This is a genomic window from Sphingomonas sp. PWP1-2 (assembly GCF_049898305.1).
Classification (GTDB): domain Bacteria; phylum Pseudomonadota; class Alphaproteobacteria; order Sphingomonadales; family Sphingomonadaceae; genus Sphingomonas; species Sphingomonas glacialis.
In genome coordinates, this window is sequence record NZ_JAFCXM010000005.1 from 140,908 (window position 1) to 163,779 (window position 22,872).

Genomic DNA, 22,872 nt, shown 5'->3' on the forward strand with positions numbered 1-22,872 from the left:
ATTGGTTGGGGATTTATGGATGCGTGGTGTTAGAAGCGTGCTGGCAGGGGGTGCCGCGGCCTTGAGTCCGTGGGGTGCTGCACAGGCGCAGATTCAGTTGAACCGCGCCGACCCTTCGATCCTCGAGCGTGTCGTCCCGCAAGCCGTGGAGGCGCCGCCTACGGCCGATCCCGTGGTGTCGATCGCTTCGAAAGTCGCAAGGCCGGAGGCGCAGACTGAGACCCGTCTCGCCAACGCGATCATCGTCGAGGGCGGCAGCGAAATCGCCCGTAGCCGGTTCAGCGAGACGCTCGTCGGCTATATCGGCCGCGATCTTACGGGTGCCGATCTCAAGGCGCTGTCGCACGGAGTGGCCGATGTTGCGCGCCAGGCGGGCTACCCCTTCGCCAGCGCATGGATCGAACCGCAAACGCTGGAGAACGGTGTTTTGCGCGTGCGTCTCGACGCCGGTTCGCTGGCGGCGGTTCGCGTCATTGGCCATGCCAACGCGCGTGCCGACCACATCTTGACCACCGCACTGGTTACCGGGCGAGCCGTGCGCCGCGAGCAATTGGAACGAGCGATCCTACTCGTCGGCGACATTCCCGGCGTCAGCGTCAAGGAGAGCAAATTCGTCCGGCAGGATGGCTTTGGCATCCTCTTAGTCACCATCGCCGAGGATCGGCTGAGCGCCTATGCGCAGATCGACAATCGCGGCAGCAAGGAAGTCGGGCCACTGCGCTCGACGATCATCGCCAATGCGCGCGGCCTGTTCCGATCGGGGGACGAAGCGAGTTTTGTCGTCGCGCAGACCCCGATCAATCCGTCCGAGTTCCTGTTCGTGCGTGGCCGTTATTCGGCACCAATCGATGCGAACGGCGCGATCCTGTCGGCATCGGCATCCTATGGGCGCGCCAAGCCCGGCGGATCGCTCGCGCCGCTCGACGTGACCGGCGAAAGCTATGACGCCAGCGTCTTCTATTCCAAGCCGATCATACGGACGCGGGCCGACAGCTTGTGGGGAACGATCGAGGTGCGCGGCCTGCGCAGCAATCAGAGCCTGCTCGGCTTCCCCTTGCGCAATGATCGTATCGCGACGTTGACCGGGTCGCTCAACGGGACGGCACGCGCGGGATCCGGCATCGTGCGCGGCGAGGTCCATCTCATCGACGGTCTGCCGCTGCCGGGCGTTACGCAGGAAGGAGCGCCCCGAAGTTCGCGCGGCGATGGCGATGCCCGCTTCGTGATCCTCGGCTATGCCGCCGAATGGACCGCACCGCTCACCGGGCGGGTCAGCGTGGCGCTCGCATCCGAAGGACAGGTCGCGTCGCGCCCGCTGCTGGCGACGATGGAAATCGGTGTCGGCGGCCCAATCTTCGGCCGTGGCTACGACTATGCCGAACGCACTGGCGACAACGGCATCCTCGGATCGGGCGAGATCCGCTTCGATCTCGGGCGGGTCGTGCCGCGGCTTATCGATCGATTGCAGCTCTATGGCTCGGTCGATGGCGGTTATGTCGCCAATCTGCGCGGCGGCGGCGGCGGTGGCGCACTGCTGTCGACCGCGGCAGGCGTACGGGCTGGCCGCGGCAAACTGGGCGCGATGATCGAGGTTGCGCTGCCCCTCAACGCCGATCGTTTCGACACCGGCAAGCGCAATCCGCGCTTCTCCTTCCGCTTATCGCGGCTGATCTGATGCGACGCCTTATCGCCTTTGGCAAAGCCTTTGCCCGCCGCACCTCGAACTGGGCGATCCTCGGCGTCAGCGTGCTGATTGGGACGCTGCTCGCGTTGCTACCGATCGGCGACGCGCTCGACCGCGCGATTTCGCCCGCCCGTTTCGCCGTCGTCCATCGTGCGGCCAGCGGCAAGCTGCTGGTCGTCGAGATGGATGCCAAGAGCGCGATGGCGATCAAGCGCTGGCCTTGGTCTCGCGCGCATTACAGCGCAGTGGTCGATCATCTGCGCCATGCGGGCGCCACCTCGATCCTGTTCGACGTCGATTTCTCGTCGGCGTCGGATCCGGCAGGCGACGCCGCATTCGCGGCCGCGCTCGCGCGCGCTGACGGCATGGTGACCTTGCCGACCTTCGGCCAGAGCGCCGACCTGCTCGACCAGCGCACGATCGATGCGCTGCCGATCCCGCTGTTCCGGCCGAACGTCGCGCTCGCCTCGGTCAGCATCCGGCCCGATCGGGACGGGCAGGTCCGCTCGATGCCGTTCGGCACGATTACCGCAGGCACCCCGCGACCCTCGATCTCTGCCTATATTGCGCAGCGCTCGGGCACCGCCGATACCGGCTTCCCGATCGACATGTCGATCGACCCCGCGACGATCCCGCGTTTGAGCTTCATCGACGTGCGCAACGGCAAGTTCGATCCGGCACTGGTGCGCGGTCGCTCGATCCTGATCGGCGCGACCGCGATCGAAATGGGCGATCGCTACGGGACACCATTGTGGGGCGTCATCCCGGGAGTGTTCATCCAAGCGCTCGGTTCCGAGACCTTGCTCCGCGGCGTGCCCGTAGCGGGCGAGCCGATCGTGCCCTTGGTGCTGGCGCTCGTCGCGATCCTGCTGATCGTGCGGACCAGAGGCATCGCTATCCTTCCTGCCATGCTGGGCGCTCACGTCGTCCTCGCCGGCCTGGTGCTGGTCGCGCAGCATGCGCTGCTGATCGTCTATCCGCTGGCGGCCGGGCTGGGCATGATTGCAGTCGCCGGGCTGGCGTGCGGGGTCCGCGATGTCGCCGGACGGTTCCGTCTGCAACGCACGATCGACGAGGCGACCGGTTTGCCCAACGGCCGATCCCTGGTGGCGGAGCGGCAGGGTGGCGCGACGTGCACGCTGGTGGTGACGCAATTCAACAATTACGACAGCCTGCTTGCGGTGCTCGGTCCGCGCGGCGGGGCCGATGTCGTGTTGCGCATCGCCGATCGGCTCGCGCTGGTGGCGCAGGATGCGAGGGTCTATCGCACCGCCGACCGGCACCTTGCGTTCGTGTTGCCGCAGGATCAAGTGATCGAGGACACGCTCGACGGATTGCGCGCGATCATGCTGCAGCCGGTTGAAGTTGCCGGGCGGCGGGTCGACGTCGTGATTGCCCTCGGTCTCGCCAGCGGGGCTGGCGACACGCTCGAACGTTTGCTCGTCGACGCGGCAATGGCGGCGGACGAAGCGCTGCAGGCGGGGAATTTCTGGCACCGCAGCGTCGCCGATGATGGCAATCTCGAGCGCTCGATCTCGTTGATGGGCGAGCTTGATGCCGCGCTCGCCGCTGACCAGATCGATGTCTATTACCAACCGAAGTACGATCTGCGCAAACGACGGATCACCAGCACCGAGGCGCTGGTGCGCTGGCGACATCCCGAACGCGGGTTCGTCGGGCCCGACGTCTTCATCCCGCTGGCCGAAAAGACCAATCGCATTGCGCCGCTTACGCTACATGTGCTGCGACGCGTCGTGCGCGATGTCGCCGACTGGCGCGTGCTCCATCGGTCGGTCACAGCTGCGGTTAACGTTTCGGCGAACTTGCTGTCCGACACCGCGTTCAATGCGCAGGTCGAGGACATACTGCTGACCTCGGGCGTGCCGAGCACGGCCCTGGTGTTCGAAGTGACCGAATCCGCCGCAATGTCCGATCCGACGAGTGCTATTGCCGCGCTGAACCGCTATCGCGAAATCGGCGTGGCGGTTTCTATGGACGATTATGGGACCGGTCAGTCGACGCTCACCTATCTCAAACAGCTGCCGCTCAACGAGCTCAAAATTGACCGCAGCTTCGTCCAGCATGCGCATGTCAATCGTGCCGACAGCGTATTGGTGCGCTCGACGATTGAATTGGCGCACGAACTCGGGCTCAAGGTCGTCGCGGAGGGCGTCGAGGACCGCGCCTGCCTAGACTTTCTCTCGGCGTGCGGGTGCGACCTCATCCAAGGCTATTTTATCAGTCGGCCGCTTCCGCTTGGCGAGTTCGTCACCTTGCTGGGCGAGGAGTTCAAGGTCGCAGCTTAAGGGAGAGGCGAACTCCATGGGCGTGGGCGCCAAATGCTCGCTCTAAGGTATTTATGCCACTTGGTGCAGTTCCTCAAAAAAAGGATAGTACCTTTCTGGCCACGTGTCCTTTCCCGGCCGGCCGGTTTACTACCGCGTTCCTAAATAAACCGGAGTGCCTAAAATTCTTTCGCGAGAACGGGACGCCGACCCGCTAATCTCGATCAGCGGCAGGCGCTTCTTCTGCGCAGCAAGGTGAACGATGGTCTGTTTACGCCGCCTTCCGCCCGAAAGCAGACCGACTGCTATCCACCATTCCCGCTTTCCCCTGCTGCGATGGGTTGATGCCGCCAGCCGTTGATACCGAGCTTGAAGCGATCCGCAGACGGTCTCGCGTCAAGCTGCCTTTAAGGGGGTGGCCCAGTGTTTTGACGGTTTCGGGATAGCATGGCCATTGCATGTGACTCGTGCATGAGTACAATGCGGCAAGAACCTCAGATGTTATCGCTCTTATTCAATTGCTTAGCTGGCATATGCGAGCAGGTGGCCACCCTGCCGCCCCAGCCAAGTACCTGTTGCAGATACGGGGAACGGCAGAAAACCGTGGTTCCAGTCAGCAAAGCGCGCGGCGGGGCCACCACTGTATCAAGACGCGGTATCAGGGAACCGTTGCAGGTCCCCTATGCCGTTGCCAACCAACGCCTAGCGTCGCGGTGCCGACCCTTGGTGGCCTCGGACGCCAGGGTCAGCGCTCCTGACGCTCAGATAACTGCTGCTGTTCCGCAGCACGGCAGTCGGCGACGTTGACGCCCGCTGTCTTTCGCCGCCGATCGTACGAACCGATCGTGGCGCGGCTTCGTAGGACTATCACAGGCCAGTGCATCGACCTGGCGACCACCCGATCGCACCACGCGGATCCACGCTCCTACTCGCGCCGAGACTGAATCGCATTCGCTTCGTCATGTCGCAAATGGCGCCCGTGTCATCTGGCCCCATCCGCGGTGCCGGCGGAGGTGATCCCAGCAGCCGTGAAGGCGCCACAGGTTACTGATCTGGCGATACCCGAAATTCTCGATGAACGCCGCGCCAAGCAATTGGAGCGAAGCGGAGCGGTCGCTGAAGCGCCGAATTTCGACCTCCTCGAGCGCAATTGCCGCCGCGCTCAGCAGGAAACCAAAGGCGGATACGACGGCGAACAGCGCGAAGAAGATGCTCCAGGAAATCGCCCCCAGCACCGCGAGAACAAAGGCTGCGAGATAACCGGCGACCTCCAATGCGGGGCCGAGCACGTCGATCAATGCCATCGAACCCAGGCCGAGCCACCCAGCATTTCCATAGCGCGGGTTTATGATCATCTGACGGTGCAGGCTGATCGTTTCCAGCGCGCCACGTTGCCACCGACGCCGTTGCGTACTCAGATCCCGAAGCCGTGTCGGCGCTTGCGTCCAGCACACCGGCTCCGGCACGAAGCGAATGAGCGCCGGCCGTTTTTCGTCACGTCCAATCCGGTGAAGCCGGACGATGAGTTCGGCATCCTCGCCGACGGTGTCGGTGCGGTAGCCACCGGCGGCCAGCACGCGTTCGCGGTCGAACACCCCGAACGCTCCCGAAACGATCATCAGAGCACCAAGCCTGCTCCAGGCATAGCGCGCGATCAGGAAGGCGCGCAGATATTCGACCGTCTGGATCAGCGGAAGAAGCTGCCTCGGCAATTCGGCATGGAGCACGTGTCCCTTGCGCATCGGACAGCCGTTGCCGACGCGGACGGTTCCCGCCACGGCTACGGTCCGGCTATCGTCCAGAAACGGACGGACCGCGCGTAACAGAGCGTCGGGCTCCAGCACGGAATCGACATCGATCGCACAAAATAATTTGCTGGTGGCAATAGAGATGCCAGCATTGAGCGCATCCCCTTTGCCGCCGTTTGCTTTGTCGATGACGGTAAGACCATAGACGTCGGAGACGAAGACAGCCCGGATGAGGGGGTGCGTCGGCACTTGGTCGACACGGCGATGAAGATCGAACGCGTCGAGCAACACTTCCAGCGTGGCGTCGGTCGAGCCGTCATTGACGACGATCACTTCATAATCGCGATAGTGCTGGCGCAGCAGCGCCCGGACCGAGTCAACCACGGTCTGCACCTCGTTAAAAGCCGGCGCGATGATCGACACGGTGGGCAGATCGGCATCCTGCTTACGCGCGAGCCGAGTCGAATCGCGCTCGCTGGTCCGCTCGAAAAAGCCGGTCGCTGCCACGAGCAGCAGGAAGGCGTACAGCGCGGCGTGAACCATCCCGCTGATCAAAACGGCCCAGGCGACGCACTCCGCCCAAAAGATCAGGCTTGGCTCGGTCATGATGGCGCTCCTTGACGATCCGGGGCGTTCCGCTGCGCGTCGCCCATCCAGCGCGTGAAAATTTGTTCGAGGCGTTTGCGATCAGGTCCGTCGATGACGTCACCCAGGTCGCGCGCAGCGTTGATCCATCCCAGACGCTCCTTCTGGGACGGCCGCGGTGGAAGGGTGCCCGCGTCGGTGAGCCCCCCGATCAACAAGGCTATCCGGACGGCGGCGACATCGGCGGCGTTTCGGCGTCGGGCGTCGCCAATGCGGCGGCCGATGATCGAGACCGTAACGAACACGAGGCCGAGCAGAATCAGAAATCCTGCCCAGTTCCAGAGCACCGAGCTCACGATCATGGTATCTCTCCCTATCAAAATGCTTGTGTGATGCCGATCGAGACCGTCACTCGGTCCGGGCCGATTGCGCGATTCTCACCGGCGAGTGTCAGTCGGAAACTGCGGCGTCGGGCACCGGAGACGATCAGGCCGAGCGCTGCGCTCCGTACGATTTCCGTTCGGCCGCGTTCGGTTTCCGGTGCGATGCCGAGCCACGCGCGGGCGGCCAGGCGGCGGTTGAGGTCGAACCCGGCCTGGCCGCGGGCACCGAAGCGCCACCGCGCGTCGGGTGCGTCCACGGCGATCGCGTCGATCCCGATAAAGGCATTGCGCGACGCAAAATACCGCATCGCGCCGGGCATCAGCGTGATGACCGTTCCCTGCCCGTAGCGCGCGATCCCCGCGCCGAACCGTAGCAGGTCGGTATGCGCAGCCGTGCGACTGACGCGTTGCGAGAGCCCGGCATCGACCCGCCAGTCTGGCAAGAACCGGTTACCGGTGCCGATCGCAAAGCCACCATACAGGTCGAGCGCATCGTCGATCCGGTGCTCATGGCGCGCGCCGATCAGATATTCGCTCCGGCCGAAGCGGCGCGCGCGCTGAATCTGCGCCGCAGTGACAGTTTCGGGGCCGACCCGCCCGAGCGAGATCGCGACGTCAGACCACTGAGTGTCGCGCCCGGGGAGGATCGATACGCCCGCGTCGAGATCGGCCTGCCAGGACGCGGGCTCTCGCGCGGCTGCGGGGGTCGCGCCCGCGGCCATCAGGACAGCCGCAAGCAAAAGACCGTGATCAGGCTGCCGCCGCATGACGCGTGTCCAGGCTGAGGAACACTTGCCTGAGCAGGTTCTCCAAGTTCACCGGCTTGGAAAGGCAGGCAGCCAGACCTGCCCGGGCGATCCTGACTCGATCGCGGATCGCGCCCGGCTGGAACAGCATGATCTTGGGCAATTGTCCGAAGCCGCGTGTGTTGAGCGCGTCCAGCCACTCCATCGAGGTCATGTCGGCGAGCCGCGCGTCCGCGATGACCAGATCGGGTCGCGTCCATTGCAGCGCGCGCAGGCACGAATCACCGTCGGGTGTCATGACGATGGTATGCCCGTGCGCACTGAGCCGTTGGCACAGCACAGTGCTCACCAACGGGTCATTTTCAGAAATATGAATCAGGCTCATGGCAAATCCCCTCTGAAAAGCATTCCCCACACCGCGGGTTGGCGCGGTGTGGGGAACCGCATTATTTGACGTTGATGCTCACGCTGTTGCCGATTGCAGCGGCGGTGACTGCGGCCGAGGTCGTGGTGGCGAGCGAGGCACCGATCTTTGCGATCTGCCCGGCGTTGTTCCACTGGTTGGCCGAGCTGCCGACATTGCCCGCGAGCCCGCTGTTCAAGCTGTTGAGCGACTACGAATTGCCGATCGCCGCAGCGGTCCCGGTGGAGGTGACCGCGTTGCTGACGGTGCCCGTCAGATCCGCAATGACCGTGCCGGAGTTGCGCTGTGCAGCCGCGATGACGCTGCCGCCGGGCATCTCGACCGAAAGCGAGTTGCCGAGCGCAGCGGCGGTCGACGTGGCGCTCGTTACCGCATTCGCCACGGTGACCAGCGTTGCCGTCTGCGCACCGCTATTGTTTTGGTCGATCGACAGATCCAGCACCGATGCGGGCGACGTGAAGGACGCCGAGTTGCCGATCGAGGCTGCAGTCTGGGTGGCGGTGGTCACGGTGTTCAGCGCGCTGTTCAGCGTGCTGGTGCCGGTGCCGGTATTGCCCTGGGTCACATCGGCAACGGCGCGGGCCGCTGCGTCCATCGAGTAGCTGTTGCCGATCGACGCTGCGGTGGCGTTGAGCGTCGTCGTCGTGGCGGCGAGGACGTTTGCGGTCGAGGCCTGGTTTGCCGCGTTGATCTGCCCGTTGACATAATCGACGTTGCGCGCGGTCGAGCCGATCAGCGATTTGAACGAGCTCACCAGGCTGGGACCGCCGACGGTGTTCAGGGCGTCGAGGATCGACGGATTGAGCAACTGGGTATTGCCGCCCGACGTCGCGCCCTTGAGCAGGTCGAGATAGACGCCGACCAGCGACGGACCACCGACATTGGCAATCGCGTTCAGCACCGACTGGTTGCCGAGCGCCTGGCCGGTCGACAGGTCGACGTTGACGTTGAGCAGACCCGGCGTGGGGACCGGCAGGCTCGGCGTAGGGGTAGGGGTTGGGGTCGGCAGGGTGATCTGCGCCATTGCCGGCGTCGCCGCGAGAAAGGCAAGGCAAGCCGATGCAAGCAAATTGAACTTCGTCATTTCTTCTCTCCTGTTGAAGCACCTTGTTGTGGGCGAGACCCGGCGATGTACGACACCGTCGGGACGTTAGAGGGGCACTCGGGCGCATTGGCCCCGCGCTGCCCCGCGATCAGGTCGATCACCGCTTTTTCGATGATCGCCCGGATTGCTCCGTGCACCGGCTCCTGGCGGCGCCTTCCGACGCCGAGATCCAGGGTTGTGTTGCCGATAAATTCAAAAATGCCGGCGCGCAGTTCGCGACCGCGGATCTGCTTTTGCAGGCTGATGACCTTGATCACCCGCAGGCTGCGCGCATCGATCAAGCGAAGATCGACGCCGACCGACATGACGTATGAGCGTGCGCCGCCACCGACCGGTCCGATCGAAATTTCGGCCACATCGCTCTGGATGTTGAAATCGAGCTCGGTGATCCCGCCGAGGACGATCATGTCCGCTTCGGCGATCGACCCGGAATAGATCCGGCGATAGGCGTCGGTCGGCTTGCCATCGGGGCCGAGCAACTTGCTGTTGGCGTAATCGAGCTCCTGCCGCGCGATCCGCAGGTCGAGACGCTCGGCGAGCGGGAATCCGGCCTTGGAAATGGCCGACATGACCATCAGCGCGGCACCCTGCGGGGCGACGGTGCCGTTCAGCCCGTCGAGCCGCCCGGTATAATCCGCCACCTCGCCCACGGCGATCCGCGGACGGACCGAATTGGCGGAGGTCGCAGCCAGGCAACGCAGCAACGGCGAATAGGCGGTGTCATCATCGATGACCTGCGCGCCGCTGAGCGGGGTGACATACCGCGGGGGCGGGGGCGCCATCGTCGTGCACGCGCCAAGCGCGGAGGCGGTTGCAAGAAGGGCGAGGGCCTGAAGCCGTTTGACAGCGATGCTCATGACATCATTGCCCAAGCGCAGAGGGGCTGACGCCGACGATTGCCTGCTGTCGCCCGCTATTTTGCTGTCGCGCCTGGACGACGACGGTGTTGTTGCTGCCGTAAACCGTGACGTTGATCATATTGGCGATGGCAGTCGCGCGGTCTGCGGCGGGGCCGGCGTTTCGCGCGGCCAGGTTGAACGCTTGACCGCGATCGGACGCCGAGCCCGTGATGACGACGCGGTTGAAATTGGCGTCGCGTTGGAACTCCATCGGCGTATTGGGCATGCGGTCGCTGACCACGCCCGCTGCGGCAACTTGCAAAATCAACAGACTAATCATCCCACCCTCGCATCGTTTCGATCTGCTGGGGCCATGATGCGCAAAGGCCGGGCCATGGACTATTGGCCAGGTGGTCATGATCGATGACGCAAAAGATCAGTAAGGAGTGACGTTTTGGTCAGCGATACTGATCATATGGAGAGGGTATGCTTCGATTATGAAAAAAGGAGCCAGCAGATACTGCTGGCTCCTTTCCGAGGCCTCTCTTCTACGCGCCGGGAGGGGGGACAGTGGCGCGCTGAAACTGTATATAACACGGTCGATCGCTTCGCCTACCTGACCAGATGGCCAGATTGAATCGACCCGACGGGTAGGAGATGCTGTTCGGATGGATATATACATGATGAAGGGCGCTTTGTTCGTCCATATGGTCGAATTCGCGCAGCGCGAACTGGGCGAAACCACAGTCGAGCGAGAGATGCTCCGGCTCAACCTGGAATCGGGTGCTGCCTACACGTCGGTCGGAATGTATCCGTTCTCCGAGTTCGAACGGCTGCATCACGCGTTTGCGGAGGCGATGCAGATTACGGCCGACGATTTCAGCCGCCGGTTCGGGTGTCGAACATTACCCTTGCTCGTCGCCGGTCACGCTATCCCGCCGGATATGCATCCGTTCGATTTCCTCGAAAAAGTCCATGGCGTGATTCACCAGGACGTCCGCAAGCTCTACAAAGATTCCAATCCTCCGAGCGTGCAGGTGGTCGAACGCCAAGGCGAGCAACGGCTCGTGCTGCGCTATGAGTCGCAGCGCCCGATGGCAGCATTTTGCGGAGGGATGCTGGAAGCTACGATGGACACGTTCGGATGTGGCGATATTTACCGAATCGAGCGTATTGATGCCGAACCCCGCACGGAACGGTTCGCGGAGTTTGTCGTCGATCTCGTAACATAGGTCCGCCGTCATGTCCGACAGTGCTGATTTACTGAAGCTTCAATTGAAGCGAGAAATTGCCGCGCGTAAAATCGCAGAACATTTGCTCGAACAAAAATCGACCGAACTCGAAGCGTCGAACCACGAACTGCTTGCCCAGATCGCGCAAGTCAGCCGCCTATCGGTAGCGATCGATACTGCCGGCGAAGGTATAGCGATGACCGATCGCAACGGCGTTTATACCTATATGAACACGGCGCACGCGCAGATGTTCGGATTCGACCGTCCCCAGGATTTGATCGGACAGTCATGGGCGTGCTTGTATGATAATGATGCCCTGGCTCACTTCGATCAGGAAGTGATGCCGCAATTCGCGCGAGATGGTCGATGGAACGGCGAGGTGACCGGTCGAAGCGTCGATGGAACGCTCGTCTTTCAGGATCTCATCCTCACGCAATTGGAGGATGGCGGCATCCTGTGTTCTACCCGAGACATCGGCCAACGCAGGATCCGTGAGAAGGAAACCGCCGATCTCCGCCGCAGGGTCATCGAAGCCGACCGCGCTGCAGCCTTGGATCAATTGGTCGAGACGGTCACCCACGACTTTTCCAATTTCTTGGGCGCGATCGATGCGGCGGCGACGCTGCTCGAGAAGCAATGCAATCAGCCCGAGCCGCACCGCTTGTTGATGTCAGTCTTCGATGCCTTGCGTCAGGCGCGATCGGTGCTCAATCAGCTGCTGCCGAATTATGCCGCGCCCGCCGAAAAGGTTTGCGACGTGACCGATCTGGTGCCGCGGCTATGCGAAGTCATGACGCCGTTGCTGGATATCGCGCAGACATCGTATTGCAAGGTTCCCGAGGCGCCGCTGTTCATTGCCGCCGACCCAACCCTCTTCGCGCGTTCGATGACCAACATTTTCAAGAATGCAATCGAGGCGATGACCGTGAGCGGATCGGTCTTACGAATCGAGGTGCAGAGCTTGTCTGGATATGTGCCCCCGACGCTCCCGTTCGATCCCGCTGCCCGACTTATCTATGGCAGCGATATCGACGAAACGATGGCTCGCATCATCGTTCATGACGAGGGCGAAGGTATGCCACAAACCGTGCTCGATCACGCACTCGAACGGTTCGTGTCGACCAAATGTGGCGGGCGACGGCGCGGGATCGGGCTGACGTCGGTCAAAGACCTGGTCGAGACGACTGGCGGCCGCGTGGCGATCTTCAGCGCGGCGGGTGTCGGTAGCGTCTTTGTCCTGGATCTGCCCGCGCACGGTGTCGAAAATGGTCGGGCGGATGGTGATGAGGCGACACGCCTGGCTGAGGACACGGTTGGCAATGTTCTGCTGGTCGATGACGATCCGATCGCACTCGGCCGCCTAGAGGTCTTGTTTCAAGCGCGGGGGTGGGGAGTCGTCAGCTTTTCCAGCCCGGGCGAGGCGTTGGACTTTCTGGTAAGAGTACCGAATTTTGTGCAGCTGCTCGTTACCGACCGATCGATGCCAACCATGAGCGGCGACCAACTTGCTCAACGGGTCAAGGCAGTCCGCCCGGATCTGCCGATCGTGCTCTGTTCCAACGCGTTGGGATCGGCTATTTCGGCTGACATTGACGCAACGCTCGCCAAGCCGCCAAGTGACGGACGTTTACAAGCGATATTGGTGAGGCTTAACCTCACCCGGTAGTAGGGGAGGGCGCGATGCGATTTCTGATCGCTGACGATCATGAACTGGTGCTCGATGCCGTTGCATCGATGCTGCAGGCGCATTGGCCCGAAGCGCAGGTCGTAAGTGCGACGAACGCGCCCGACGTGAAGACGAGGCTCGTCAGCGAGAGCCCATTCGACCTGGTGTTGCTCGATCTGCACATGCCCGGGGTGAATGGCCTCGTCGATATTGGGAAGTTGATGCACGGAAACCCAAGCCGCTACGCGATCTTGTCGGGTTTCGTCGGCCAGCGTGAGGCCGTGCAATTGATGAATGATGGTGCGTCAGGCATCATTCCCAAGGCGATGCCGGCCGAATCGATGATAGCCGCCGTCCAGTTGATGCTCTCCGGCCAACGCTTCGCGCCTGCCGACATGCCCGCTTCGACGCATGCGGAAACGAATTTGACTGATCGCGAGATGGACGTCTTGCGGCGGCTGCACGAGGGTGAATCGAATAAGGAGATCGCCAGGGCGCTCGGGATACAGGAGACAACGGTCAAACTGCATCTGCGTTCGCTCGCGCTGAAGCTCGATGCCCGAAACCGGACCGAAATCGTCATCAAATCTCTGAAGTCCGGCGTTTTGTGATCATTCGAGAACGGCCCTCTCGCGATCGCTTGCTCTCGAGCTCTGTGTAATGGCTCGCTCGAGCGCGGACTCGCAAACGTCTGTTCGGGAACGATGGCTCGGATGCGCTGCGAAGGATGTGGCGAGGGGCGATCCTCGCCAGGCGTCGCAGCATTGTCCCAGACGTTGCCGGATCGCCTCATCGAGCGGGTAAAGCCGTTGTCGACCGTCAGTCGCTGGACCTGCGCGCAGGTGTAGCAGCAGCCTGGTCGCAGTGCTGCAGCAGCGCTACGGGCTCGCCCGCTTTGCCTCATACGCCGTTATAAGCGCGGAACCAGTCGACGAAGCGCGGGATGCCGTCCTTGATCGAGGTCGCCGGGCGAAACCCTACGTCGCGTTCGATCGCGCTGATATCGGCGAAGGTCGCCGGCACGTCGCCGGGCTGCATCGGCTGATAGTCGCGAATCGCCGCGATGCCGCAGGCCTGCTCGATCGTCGTGATCAGATCCTCGAGTCGCTCGGCCTGGCTGTTGCCGATATTGTAGCGCGCATGCGGTACGAAGCTGCCACCGGGCTTTTCGAGGCCGTCATCGGCCGGCGGGCGATCGAGCGTGCCGACCACACCCTGGACGATATCGTCGATGAAGGTGAAGTCGCGCATCATGTCGCCGCCGTTGAACACCTTGATCGGCTCGTGCTTGAGGATCGCGTCGGTGAACAGCCACGCCGCCATGTCGGGGCGCCCCCACGGCCCATAGACGGTGAAGAAGCGCAGGCCCGTCTGCGGCATGCGGTAGAGATGGGCGTAGGTCTCGCTCATCAACTCGTCGGCGCGCTTGGTGGCGGCGTAGAGCGAGACGGGGTGATCGACGCGGTCCCCGAGGCGGAAGGGGACCGAGGTATTGGCGCCGTACACCGAGGAGGAGGAGGCGTAGACCATGTGCACGCCCGGCTGCGCGCGCGCGATCTCGAGCATGTTGAGATGCCCCGCGACATTGGCGCGGATGTATTTGCGCGGATGCGTCAGCGAATAGCGCACCCCGGCCTGCGCCGCGAGGTGGACGATCCCGGTAATCTCATGCCCGGCAAGCGCCGCTTCGAGCGCGTCTTCGTCGGCGATGTCGACGTCGTGGAACGCGAAGCGCGCGTCGCCCTCGGCCTCGCGCACCCAGGCGAGACGATCGTGCTTGAGGTCGACGCTGTAATAGGGCTCGAAATTGTCGATCCCGATCACGTCGCGGCCGTCCTGCAACAGCCGCCGTGCGACGTGCGCGCCGATAAAGCCGGCCGCGCCGGTCACCACTATCGTCATGCCGATCCCCTTACCCCGCCAAGCGGCTCCGCCCTACACGGCGCGACGCACTGCGGATATCCCTGCACGCAGCCGCTGGCATATCGCCGTTGCGCGCGGGCGTCTCCCGCGGCACTCTGGCGTGCCTGAATCTCAACGAAGGCACGCTTCATGACGACGGTGTACGGCATCCCTAATTGCGACACGGTAAAGAAGGCGCGCATCTGGCTCGCCAACCACGACGTCGCGTACGATTTCCACGATTATAAGATGGCCGGCGTCCCCGAGGCCGAGCTGCGGGGGTGGGTCGATCGGCTCGGCTGGGAAACACTGCTCAACCGGGCGGGGACGACCTTTCGCAAGCTGCCCGACGCCGACAAGACCGATCTCGACGCTGAAAAGGCGATCGCGCTGATGCTTGCCAACCCCTCGACGATCAAACGCCCGGTGCTCGTGCAGGGCGAGACGCTGCTGGCAGGCTTCAAGCCCGATACCTATCTATCGGCTGTAACCGCCTAGGAGAGACCGCCATGCCGACTGCACGCTGGAACGACACCGTCATCGCCCAGTCCGACCATACCGTCGTCGTCGAAGGCAATCACTATTTCCCCGCCGATAGCATCGTCGCCGAATATTTCGAGGACAGCGCGACGCATTCGCATTGCCCGTGGAAGGGCGAAGCGAGCTACAAGACGATCGTCGTCGACGGCAAGCGCAACGCCGATGCCGCCTGGTACTACCCCGATCCCAAGCCCAAGGCGGCCGAAATCAAGGACCGCTTCGCCTTCTGGAAGGGCGTCGAGGTAAAGTAAGACGATGCCGCGCCGGCGCCCGATGCGGGGCGCTGGCGTCGCATCGCGCGAGGCGCTATTCGCCTTGGCCATGTCCACGACCTTCACGATCGACACCGCGACCAGTCGCGCCAATCCAACCCCGGCGCCGATGAAGCGTCTCACCGTTCCGGCGATCCGCGCCCGCAAGGCGGACGGGCAGGGCGGCGGCGAGCCGCTGGTGATGCTCACTGCCTATACGGTGCGCACCGCGCAGTTGCTCGATCCGCATTGCGATATGCTGCTCGTCGGCGACAGTCTCGGCCAAGTGATCTACGGCCTCCCCTCAACCATTCCCGTGACGCTCGAGATGATGGCCGCGCACGGCGCGGCGGTGGTGCGTGGGAGCTATCACAGCGTCGTCGTCATCGACATGCCGTTCGGCAGCTATGAGGCGAGCCCCGAAAAGGCGTTCGAGAGCGCGGCGTGGTTGCTCAAGCAGACCGGCGCCGCCGCGGTGAAGCTGGAAGGCGGCACGGCGATGGCGCCGACCGTCGCCTTCCTGTCCGAGCGCGGGATCCCCGTGATGGGGCATGTCGGGCTCACGCCGCAGGCGGTCAACGCGCTCGGCGGCTATGGCGCGCGCGGCCGTAGTGCTGCCGAGGCCGCCAAGATCGTCGCCGATGCCAAGGCGGTGGCGGAAGCCGGCGCCTTTGCGGTGGTGATCGAAGGCGTGGTCGAGCCGATTGCGATCCAGATCACGCGCAGCATCGCCTGCCCGACGATCGGCATCGGTGCTTCGGCACAGTGCGACGGGCAAGTGCTCGTCACCGAGGACATGCTCGGCATGTTCGAACGCACCGCGCGCTTCGTGAAGAAGTTCGACGATCTGTCGGGCCGTATTTCCGCCGCGGTAGACCAGTACGCCACCGACGTGCGATCGCGGGCCTTCCCCGGCGTGGAGCAGATCTACGCCCCGAAGGACTAGCGTCCGCACCCGTTTTTTGAACGCTTTTGTTTGGCGGGCGGCGCGGCTAAGGTCCGCGCCTTCCTGCCCTGATCCGATGGAGTTCCCCCTTGGCCGTGCCGCCGAATACCGATGCCGCATTCCTGCGCGAAGTCGACGAGGAACTGCGCCGCGATCAGATGGCGAAGGCGGCGCGGCGTTACGGCGTCGCGGCGATCGCGGTGATCGTGCTCGCGCTCGTCGGTTTTGCCGGCTGGCTGCTGTGGCAGTCGCACGAACAAAGTGTCGCTGCCGATGAAGGCGCGGCGCTCTCCAAGGCGTATGACGATCTCAACGCCGCCAAGCCCGATGCGGCGCAGGGCGAACTGACCGCGCTCGCCCAATCGCGCGGCGAGGGCTATCGCGCACTCGCGCTGATGAGCCAGGGCGACGCGCTGCTGCAGAAGAAGGATTTGCGCGGTGCCGCCGCCAAGTTCGGCGCGGTCGCCAGCGACACGTCGATCGGCCAGCCGTTCCGCGACCTCGCGCTCGTCCGCCAGACCACCGCCGAGTTCGATACGGTGAAGCCCGACGTCGTCGTCGCGCGGCTGCGCGGCATCGCGGTCAAGGGCAATCCGTGGTTCGGCAGCGCGGGCGAGCTCGTCGCGATCTCGTATCTGCGGATGGGCCGGCGCGATCTGGCGGGGACGCTCTACGGACAGATTGCGCAAAACCCCGATATGCCCGAAACGATCCGGCAACGTGCGGTTCAGATGGCGGGTATATTGGGCGTCGACGCTGTGGCCGGGTCTAAGGAACAAAAATCGCAATGAAGATGACCAACCGCTATCTCCTGATCGCCGTCTCCGCCGTTGCGCTGAGCAGCTGCGCCGCGTTCAAGGGCAAGAAGAAGACCCCGGTGCTTGGTCAGCGGATCGCGATCCTCGCCAGCGAGAACGACGTCGTTGCCGACAAGACGATCGCTGGCGTCGAAGTGCTCGTTCCGCCCGCCACGGCGAACGAATCCTGGGCGCAGCCGGGCGGCAACCCGTCGAAGGCGCTTGGCCAGGTTGCCCTCGGCACCAATCTTTCGCGCGTCTGGACCGCCGCGATCGACGGCGGCAGCAACCGCCAGCGGCTCGGTGCGGCGCCCGTCGTCGCCGGTGGGCGGCTTTATACGATCGACGTCGATGCGACGATCCACGCTTTCTCCGCGACCACGGGCGCGAAGGTCTGGGCGACCGACATCGCCAAGACCGAGAAGGCCAAGGCCGACAAGAAGGCGCGCGGCGCGCGCTTCGGTGGCGGCGTGAGCTTCGATGAGGGCAAGGTGTTCGCAACCGACGGCCTCGGCGACGTCGTCGCGCTCGAGGCGGCGACGGGCAAAGTGTTGTGGCGCGTCAAGCCGGGCTCGCCGCTGCGCGGTGCGCCGACCGTCGCCAACGGCCAGGTCTATGTGCTGAGCCAGGACAATCAGCTGTTCGCGCTGTCGCAGGCCGATGGCACGGTGGTGTGGAACCAGTCGGGTTCGGTCGAGACGCAGGGCGTGTTCGGCGTCGCGGCGCCTGCGGTCAGCCAGGGGACGGTCGTCGCCGGCTTCTCCTCGGGTGAACTCAACGCCTATCGCTACGAAAACGGCCGCACGCTGTGGCAGGACGCGCTGTCGCGCTCGACGATCTCGACCTCGGTCTCGTCGCTTGCCGATGTCGATGCCGATCCGGTGATCGACCGCGGGATCGTCTATGCGGTCGGGCAGGGCGGTCGCATGGTCGCGATCGAGATCGATTCGGGCCAGCGGCTGTGGGAGCAGAATTTCGCAGGTATCTCGACCCCGTGGGTCGCGGGTGAGTGGGTGTTCATCGTCACCGACGATGCGCGGCTGGTTTGCCTCGCGCGTGCGACGGGCAAGGTGCGGTGGATCAGCCAGCTGCGCCATTACATGAGCGAGAAGACCAAGAAGGACGGCACCCTCAAGGAAGGCAAAAAGGCCAACCCGGTGACGTGGTTCGGCCCGGTGCTGGCGGGTGGGCGTCTGGTGCTGACCAATTCGGCGGGGCAGATCGTCTCGGCCTCGGTCGACAGCGGCAAGGTCGGTACGGTGATCGAGAACAAGACGCCGTTCACGCTGCCGCCGATCGTGTCGAATTCGACGCTCTATGTGCTCGATCAAAAAGGCCGCGTCGCAGCCTATCGCTGACCTGTTACCCGGTAGTACCGGGCGGGGGTGACGAAACGTTGCGCGTGCCGTAAGGAGCGCGCATGTCCAAAACCCCCGTGGTCGCGATTATCGGCCGGCCGAACGTCGGCAAATCGACGCTATTCAATCGCCTTGTCGGCAAGAAGCTCGCTCTGGTCGACGATCGCCCCGGCGTGACGCGCGATCGCCGTGAGGGCGATGCGACGCTTGTCGGCTTGAATTTCCGTATCATCGACACCGCCGGCTATGAGGACGAGGACGCCGCGTCCTTGCCCGGCCGGATGCGCCAGCAGACCGAGGCCGCCGTCGCGCAGGCCGACGTCGCACTATTCATGTTCGATTCGCGCGTCGGGCTGGTGCCGCTCGACGAAGAGATTGCGCGCTGGCTGCGCGGCTCGAAGACCCCGGTGATCCTCGTCGCCAACAAGGCCGAGGGCAAGGCGGGGGCCGACGGCATCCTCGAATCGCTGTCGCTCGGCTTCGGCGATCCGGTCGAGCTGTCGGCCGAGCATGGCGAGGGGCTGGTCGAACTGTTCGACGCATTGCTTCCCTATATCGAGCCCGAGAAGAACGCCGCTGGCGAAGACATCCCGCACGGCCTCGACGAAGACGAGGAATATGCCCCCGACGCGCCGCTCAAGCTGGCGATCATCGGCCGGCCTAACGCGGGCAAGTCGACGCTGATCAACCAGATCCTCGGCGAGCAGCGCCTCATCACTGGCCCCGAGGCGGGCATTACGCGCGATTCGATCGCGGTCGACTGGATCTGGCACGACCCCGAGCGCGAACATGGCGAGGATGCGCGCAAGGTCAGGCTGATCGATACCGCGGGCATGCGCAAGCGCGCTAACGTTCAAGACAAGCTCGAGAAGCTGTCGGTTGCCGACGCGCTCCACGCGATCGACTTCGCCGAAGTCGTCGTGCTGCTGCTCGACGCGACGCGTGGGCTCGAATCGCAGGATCTGCGCATTGCCGACGCCGCGCTGCAGGAAGGCCGCGCGCTGATCGTCGCGATCAACAAATGGGATATCGCCGAGAACGGCTCGAGCCTGTTCAACGGCATTCGCGGCGCGCTCGAGGAAGGGCTCAGCCAGATCAAGGGCATGCCCGTGCTGACCGTGTCGGGCGCCACCGGCAAGGGCATCGACACGTTGCTCAAGGTCGCGTTCGAGACGCGCGACACCTGGTCGCACCGCGTCGGCACGGGCGAGCTCAACCGCTGGTTCGAGAAAGCGGTCGAAGCCAACCCGCCGCCCGCACCCGGCGGCAAGCGGATCAAGCTGCGCTACATGACGCAGGCCAAGACGCGGCCGCCAGGCTTCGTGCTGTTCGGCACGCGAGTCGATCAATTGCCGATGAGCTATCAGCGGTATCTGATCAACGGTATCCGGCGCGACCTGGGCTTTGGGGCCGTTCCGGTCCGGCTAACCTTGCGGGCGCCGAAGAACCCATTCGATCGCTAATCGAACGGTCAAGTCTTTATCCACACTATTGATTGAACCATTATTCTGCGCTCAATTTTGGTGTTTCCTGCTCGATATCAACCACTCGTTTACTTCAACTGCCTAATATTACGGTAGTGGAGCGGTAGGTCCGTGGGAGGTTGCAGTGGCGGTCGAAGAGAAGGATTTGGTCGACTGGACCGCATTCGCGCGTGCGCGTGCCGAACTGGGCGCCGGGTTCGTACGGATCCTCGGCTATTTTCGCGAAGACGGCGTCAAGTCGGTCGCCGCGATCGAAGCCGCGATGCGCGCTGGCAGCGCCGCCGGGATGGTGATCCCGGCGCATACGCTTAAAGGCGAGGCGCTGCAGTTCGGGGCAGGGCCACTGGGTGCTGTGGCAGAGCGGATCGAGACGATCGCGCGCGATTGCGTCGAGAGCCGCGATACGCCCGAGGAAGCGCTCAGCGACATCGTCGCGCTGCGCCCGCTGTTCGATGCGACGCTGGCGATGCTCGAGCGCGAGTCGAACCCGCTGGTGGCACGTCGCCCAGCCTTTGGGCGTCGCGCGGTCTGACGGCGCGGCTCAGCGCAGGCGTTCGATTGCCTGCGCCAGCGCCACGTACAATTTGCCCATGTCCGACGACAGCAGGGTCACGCCGAGCGGCGAGCCGTCGCGCTGCGACAGGATCGCGCGCAGCATCGCTTCGAAATCATGGATGTAGCGATTGACCTGGTCGCGGAAGGCCGGGTCCTCGTCATGCAGCCGTGCGATCTCGCGCGCTTCACCGGCATCGATCAGCCGCACCGCGCGACGCGTGAAGACGCCGCGATCGCCCTTGAGATAGGCTGACCAGGCGCTGTCCGAGACGTCGGTCGAGAACGCCTTGGCGATGTCGATCGAGGCCGAGTTGAGCGATTCGATCAGCAACGAGACGCGGCGCGTCAGCGTATCCTGATCGGCCTTGTCGCGCTCCTGCCGCGCCTCGACCAGCCGGGTCTCGACGATGGCGGTCGATGCGGCGATCGCCGCCATCTGGTGCGTCAGGCGCTCGGCGACGCGTTCGGCCGCGTCGGCTGCGACGTTGGCCGCGTCGCCGATGCTCGCGATCTTGCGATCGAGCGCGCTGGCGGTCGCGCGTTCCATCGCCGCGGTGCTTTGTTCCTCGAGCGCGGCCGCCGCTGCGGGTATGACATTAGCGAGCGTATCGCGCGCGCGGTCGGCGGCGGCGCTGGCGGAATCGCGAACGCGCAACAGCGCCTCGACCAGTCGCGGCGCGGCCTCTTCGGCGAAGCGGTGTGTGCGATCGATCGTGTCGTCGACCATCTGGCCGAGCGCATCGGCGCGAAGCTTGCTGTCGCTGAGCGTGTCGAGCAGCGTCCCAGCCAGTTTCTCGACGGTGTCGCGCTGCGTGGCGATGACGTGGGCGATCGCCTCGATCGCGTCGTGCGTGCTTTCGGCGGCGGTGACGAGCGCCAGCAGTTCGGGCTTGGCCAAGGCGACGATACGCCGGCTCTCGGCGGTGCGCGCGTCGAGCCGGGTCAGCGCGTCGGGCAGCGTCTCGTCGATCTCGCGCGCGGCGGCATCGAGCGCCAGCAGCAAGCGTTCGGTCGTCGCGATCGCGTTGGTCGCCATCGTGTCGCCGCTCCGGAGCGCTTCGGTCATCGCATCGGCCGATCCGCCGAGCGCGCTGATCGAGGCTGCCAGCGCTTGCGCGCGGACTACGCCTTGCGTGTTGAGCTGGTCGAACTGCGTGCTGACATGCGTAATGCCCTGATCGATATCGCGCACGATTCCGTGGCTGAGCTCGCGCTGCTCGCCGAGCCGCGCGACGACTTGTTCGATCAAATGCTCGATGTCGATAATGCGCGCGGCAAGACCCTCGGCGCTGTCATGCGCCGCGCGATCGAGCGCCGCCTGATTCGTACCGAGCATCGCGAGCATCGCGTCGCCTTGGGCGGCAATGCCCTTGCGCGCTTCGTCGACCGCGTCGGCGGTGCGGCCGAGCAGCGCGTCGACCGCATGCGACATGTCGCCGGTGACCTGTTCGAGCCGCGCGCCCGCGGTCTCGCTTGTGGCCTCCATCCGGGTGATATGCGCCGCGAGCTTTTGCGCGGCGCCGTTCGCGACGGCATCGGCCTCGCGCCCGCGCTCGGCGAGCGCGGTGAGCTGCGCGTCGAGCGCCGCTGCATGTTCGCTCGCGGTGACGCCGGTGGTCTTGAGCAAATGCGCGAGCGCATCGGTCTCGCCATGCGCGCGCGGCAGGAGCGCGAGCAGCACTTCGAGCCGCGTATGCGCCTGGTCGGCGGCGGTCGCGAGCGTTGCGGCATGCGCATCGGCGTGCGCGACTTGCGCGGCGAGCCCCGAGCCGACGCTCGCGAGCCGCGCGGCGGCACCATCGCCGAGCGCCAACAGCGCGGTGGTTTGCTCGGCGAGGTTGGCGCGGTGCGTGTCGATGCTGCGGCCGAGCACTGCGACGGTCCGCTCGAGGCTTGCGGCCTCGGCGCGCATCGCGCGTGCGGTCATGCCGAAGCGCTTTGCCTCGGCGCGGCTCGAGCGCATCGCGAGCTGGAAGACGATCCCGATCAAGGCGGGTGGCACGCACAGGCTGGCGACGAAGCTGGCAAGCGCCGGGGGCGTCAACGTGGGCAAGCTCGTCCACGACAAGGCGACCATGCCGCCGACCCAGCCGACCGACGCAGCGGTGCCGAGCAAAGCGGGCCAAGGAAACGGACGGCGCCCGGATTCGTCTTCGATCGTGTCTTCGATCACGTCATCAATTACGTGGGTCAGCTCGATCGGTTCCTCATAGGGGCGTGCCAGGGGTTCAGCCGCAGCGACGCCGTCGCGCGCTTCGGCCGAGAGCGCGGCGCCGTTTGGCCGCAAGTCGATGATCCGCGAACCCCCGTTCATCCCCGACGTTTACCACGATTATGCCGCG

The 22,872-nt window shown here is 64.4% G+C and carries 22 protein-coding genes and 1 pseudogene; 12 read left to right on the forward strand and 11 right to left on the reverse strand.

The window, feature by feature from the left end; translation table 11 throughout:
• Positions 1–19 precede the first annotated feature (19 nt).
• Positions 20–1,675 carry a ShlB/FhaC/HecB family hemolysin secretion/activation protein gene (locus ACP7C5_RS13935; protein WP_426264716.1) on the forward strand — a complete coding sequence of 552 codons (1,656 nt, stop codon included), beginning with the start codon at positions 20–22 and terminating at the stop codon, positions 1,673–1,675.
• Positions 1,675–3,990: a putative bifunctional diguanylate cyclase/phosphodiesterase gene (locus ACP7C5_RS13940; protein ID WP_426264717.1), complete on the forward strand. Its 2,316-nt coding sequence runs from the start codon at positions 1,675–1,677 to the stop codon at positions 3,988–3,990. The genes ACP7C5_RS13935 and ACP7C5_RS13940 overlap by 1 nt, the downstream gene beginning before the upstream one ends.
• Positions 3,991–4,928: 938 nt before the next feature.
• Here ACP7C5_RS13940 and ACP7C5_RS13945 read toward each other — a convergent pair.
• The 8 genes from ACP7C5_RS13945 to ACP7C5_RS13980 all read right to left on the reverse strand — a co-directional run bounded on the left by ACP7C5_RS13945 (position 4,929) and on the right by ACP7C5_RS13980 (position 10,139).
• Positions 4,929–6,323, reverse strand: a complete 1,395-nt coding sequence (locus tag ACP7C5_RS13945) for a glycosyltransferase family 2 protein (protein ID WP_426264718.1) — start codon at positions 6,321–6,323, stop codon at positions 4,929–4,931.
• Entirely contained in the window at positions 6,320–6,664 is a 345-nt protein-coding gene (locus ACP7C5_RS13950) for a hypothetical protein (protein ID WP_189676773.1), read from the reverse strand. Before ACP7C5_RS13950 ends, ACP7C5_RS13945 begins: the two co-directional genes overlap by 4 nt.
• A 14-nt stretch (positions 6,665–6,678) precedes the next feature.
• A complete protein-coding gene (locus tag ACP7C5_RS13955) occupies positions 6,679–7,407 on the reverse strand; it encodes a YaiO family outer membrane beta-barrel protein (protein WP_426264719.1) in 729 nt (242 codons plus the stop codon).
• A 28-nt stretch (positions 7,408–7,435) separates the two neighbouring features.
• Complete coding sequence (locus ACP7C5_RS13960) at positions 7,436–7,816, reverse strand: response regulator (protein WP_133187161.1); 381 nt, start codon at positions 7,814–7,816, stop codon at positions 7,436–7,438.
• 61 nt (positions 7,817–7,877) lie between these two features.
• On the reverse strand, positions 7,878–8,033 hold the full coding sequence (locus tag ACP7C5_RS13965) for a hypothetical protein (protein WP_426264720.1): 156 nt from the start codon (positions 8,031–8,033) through the stop codon (positions 7,878–7,880).
• Between the two features lie 12 nt (positions 8,034–8,045).
• The gene (locus tag ACP7C5_RS13970; RefSeq protein ID WP_426264721.1) at positions 8,046–8,939 is read right to left on the reverse strand and encodes a hypothetical protein; all 894 of its coding nucleotides are present in this window, start codon (positions 8,937–8,939) and stop codon (positions 8,046–8,048) included.
• A complete protein-coding gene (locus ACP7C5_RS13975; RefSeq protein WP_426264722.1) occupies positions 8,936–9,832 on the reverse strand; it encodes a CsgG/HfaB family protein in 897 nt (298 codons plus the stop codon). The genes ACP7C5_RS13970 and ACP7C5_RS13975 overlap by 4 nt, the downstream gene beginning before the upstream one ends.
• Positions 9,822–10,139: a hypothetical protein gene (locus ACP7C5_RS13980; protein WP_165954445.1), complete on the reverse strand. Its 318-nt coding sequence runs from the start codon at positions 10,137–10,139 to the stop codon at positions 9,822–9,824. Before ACP7C5_RS13980 ends, ACP7C5_RS13975 begins: the two co-directional genes overlap by 11 nt.
• Before the next feature lie 340 nt (positions 10,140–10,479).
• Between ACP7C5_RS13980 and ACP7C5_RS13985 the strand changes: the two genes are divergently transcribed.
• Genes ACP7C5_RS13985 through ACP7C5_RS13995 form a run of 3 tightly spaced genes read left to right on the forward strand, consistent with a single transcriptional unit; the run spans position 10,480 to position 13,308 of the window.
• Positions 10,480–11,031 (forward strand): heme NO-binding domain-containing protein, encoded by a 552-nt coding sequence (locus tag ACP7C5_RS13985; protein ID WP_165954446.1) that lies wholly within the window; start codon positions 10,480–10,482, stop codon positions 11,029–11,031.
• A gap of 10 nt (positions 11,032–11,041) precedes the next feature.
• Positions 11,042–12,697, forward strand: coding sequence for an ATP-binding protein (locus tag ACP7C5_RS13990; protein WP_426264723.1), 1,656 nt, complete (start codon positions 11,042–11,044; stop codon positions 12,695–12,697).
• Positions 12,698–12,711: 14 nt separating this feature from the next.
• Positions 12,712–13,308, forward strand: a complete 597-nt coding sequence (locus ACP7C5_RS13995; RefSeq protein ID WP_426264724.1) for a LuxR C-terminal-related transcriptional regulator — start codon at positions 12,712–12,714, stop codon at positions 13,306–13,308.
• 146 nt (positions 13,309–13,454) lie between these two features.
• Here ACP7C5_RS13995 and ACP7C5_RS14000 read toward each other — a convergent pair.
• Positions 13,455–13,582, reverse strand: a pseudogene (locus tag ACP7C5_RS14000) (IS3 family transposase); the annotation flags it as partial.
• 15 nt (positions 13,583–13,597) lie between these two features.
• On the reverse strand, positions 13,598–14,599 hold the full coding sequence (locus ACP7C5_RS14005; protein WP_426264725.1) for an NAD-dependent epimerase/dehydratase family protein: 1,002 nt from the start codon (positions 14,597–14,599) through the stop codon (positions 13,598–13,600).
• A 150-nt stretch (positions 14,600–14,749) separates the two neighbouring features.
• Between ACP7C5_RS14005 and ACP7C5_RS14010 the strand changes: the two genes are divergently transcribed.
• The 7 genes from ACP7C5_RS14010 to ACP7C5_RS14040 all read left to right on the forward strand — a co-directional run bounded on the left by ACP7C5_RS14010 (position 14,750) and on the right by ACP7C5_RS14040 (position 20,507).
• Entirely contained in the window at positions 14,750–15,097 is a 348-nt protein-coding gene (locus tag ACP7C5_RS14010) for an ArsC family reductase (protein ID WP_426264726.1), read from the forward strand.
• A gap of 11 nt (positions 15,098–15,108) precedes the next feature.
• Positions 15,109–15,390, forward strand: a complete 282-nt coding sequence (locus ACP7C5_RS14015; protein WP_426264727.1) for a DUF427 domain-containing protein — start codon at positions 15,109–15,111, stop codon at positions 15,388–15,390.
• Between the two features lie 70 nt (positions 15,391–15,460).
• Entirely contained in the window at positions 15,461–16,336 is an 876-nt protein-coding gene (panB, locus tag ACP7C5_RS14020; RefSeq protein ID WP_133187181.1) for a 3-methyl-2-oxobutanoate hydroxymethyltransferase, read from the forward strand.
• An 89-nt stretch (positions 16,337–16,425) separates the two neighbouring features.
• A complete protein-coding gene (locus tag ACP7C5_RS14025; protein ID WP_133187183.1) occupies positions 16,426–17,127 on the forward strand; it encodes a tetratricopeptide repeat protein in 702 nt (233 codons plus the stop codon).
• Complete coding sequence (locus ACP7C5_RS14030) at positions 17,124–18,491, forward strand: PQQ-binding-like beta-propeller repeat protein (protein ID WP_189676782.1); 1,368 nt, start codon at positions 17,124–17,126, stop codon at positions 18,489–18,491. The genes ACP7C5_RS14025 and ACP7C5_RS14030 overlap by 4 nt, the downstream gene beginning before the upstream one ends.
• A 62-nt stretch (positions 18,492–18,553) precedes the next feature.
• Positions 18,554–19,954, forward strand: a complete 1,401-nt coding sequence (gene der, locus ACP7C5_RS14035) for a ribosome biogenesis GTPase Der (protein ID WP_189676783.1) — start codon at positions 18,554–18,556, stop codon at positions 19,952–19,954.
• 145 nt (positions 19,955–20,099) lie between these two features.
• Entirely contained in the window at positions 20,100–20,507 is a 408-nt protein-coding gene (locus ACP7C5_RS14040; protein ID WP_189676784.1) for an Hpt domain-containing protein, read from the forward strand.
• Positions 20,508–20,516: 9 nt separating this feature from the next.
• On the opposite strand, the gene ACP7C5_RS14045 is transcribed toward ACP7C5_RS14040, so the two are convergent.
• A complete protein-coding gene (locus ACP7C5_RS14045) occupies positions 20,517–22,844 on the reverse strand; it encodes a hypothetical protein (RefSeq protein ID WP_426264728.1) in 2,328 nt (775 codons plus the stop codon).
• Between the last annotated feature and the right edge of the window lie 28 nt (positions 22,845–22,872).

What these genes read in the sequence shown, in the direction of transcription:
- ACP7C5_RS13935 (WP_426264716.1), top strand. Translation starts at nt 20, where the DNA reads ATGCGTGGTGTTAGAAGCGTGCTGGCAGGGGGTGCCGCGGCCTTGAGT.
- ACP7C5_RS13940 (WP_426264717.1), top strand. Translation starts at nt 1,675, where the DNA reads ATGCGACGCCTTATCGCCTTTGGCAAAGCCTTTGCCCGCCGCACCTCG.
- ACP7C5_RS13945 (WP_426264718.1), bottom strand. Translation starts at nt 6,323, where the DNA reads ATGACCGAGCCAAGCCTGATCTTTTGGGCGGAGTGCGTCGCCTGGGCC.
- ACP7C5_RS13950 (WP_189676773.1), bottom strand. Translation starts at nt 6,664, where the DNA reads ATGATCGTGAGCTCGGTGCTCTGGAACTGGGCAGGATTTCTGATTCTG.
- ACP7C5_RS13955 (WP_426264719.1), bottom strand. Translation starts at nt 7,407, where the DNA reads ATGGCCGCGGGCGCGACCCCCGCAGCCGCGCGAGAGCCCGCGTCCTGG.
- ACP7C5_RS13960 (WP_133187161.1), bottom strand. Translation starts at nt 7,816, where the DNA reads ATGAGCCTGATTCATATTTCTGAAAATGACCCGTTGGTGAGCACTGTG.
- ACP7C5_RS13970 (WP_426264721.1), bottom strand. Translation starts at nt 8,939, where the DNA reads ATGACGAAGTTCAATTTGCTTGCATCGGCTTGCCTTGCCTTTCTCGCG.
- ACP7C5_RS13980 (WP_165954445.1), bottom strand. Translation starts at nt 10,139, where the DNA reads ATGATTAGTCTGTTGATTTTGCAAGTTGCCGCAGCGGGCGTGGTCAGC.
- ACP7C5_RS13985 (WP_165954446.1), top strand. Translation starts at nt 10,480, where the DNA reads ATGATGAAGGGCGCTTTGTTCGTCCATATGGTCGAATTCGCGCAGCGC.
- ACP7C5_RS13990 (WP_426264723.1), top strand. Translation starts at nt 11,042, where the DNA reads ATGTCCGACAGTGCTGATTTACTGAAGCTTCAATTGAAGCGAGAAATT.
- ACP7C5_RS13995 (WP_426264724.1), top strand. Translation starts at nt 12,712, where the DNA reads ATGCGATTTCTGATCGCTGACGATCATGAACTGGTGCTCGATGCCGTT.
- ACP7C5_RS14005 (WP_426264725.1), bottom strand. Translation starts at nt 14,599, where the DNA reads ATGACGATAGTGGTGACCGGCGCGGCCGGCTTTATCGGCGCGCACGTC.
- ACP7C5_RS14010 (WP_426264726.1), top strand. Translation starts at nt 14,750, where the DNA reads ATGACGACGGTGTACGGCATCCCTAATTGCGACACGGTAAAGAAGGCG.
- ACP7C5_RS14015 (WP_426264727.1), top strand. Translation starts at nt 15,109, where the DNA reads ATGCCGACTGCACGCTGGAACGACACCGTCATCGCCCAGTCCGACCAT.
- panB (WP_133187181.1), top strand. Translation starts at nt 15,461, where the DNA reads ATGTCCACGACCTTCACGATCGACACCGCGACCAGTCGCGCCAATCCA.
- ACP7C5_RS14030 (WP_189676782.1), top strand. Translation starts at nt 17,124, where the DNA reads ATGAAGATGACCAACCGCTATCTCCTGATCGCCGTCTCCGCCGTTGCG.
- der (WP_189676783.1), top strand. Translation starts at nt 18,554, where the DNA reads ATGTCCAAAACCCCCGTGGTCGCGATTATCGGCCGGCCGAACGTCGGC.
- ACP7C5_RS14045 (WP_426264728.1), bottom strand. Translation starts at nt 22,844, where the DNA reads ATGAACGGGGGTTCGCGGATCATCGACTTGCGGCCAAACGGCGCCGCG.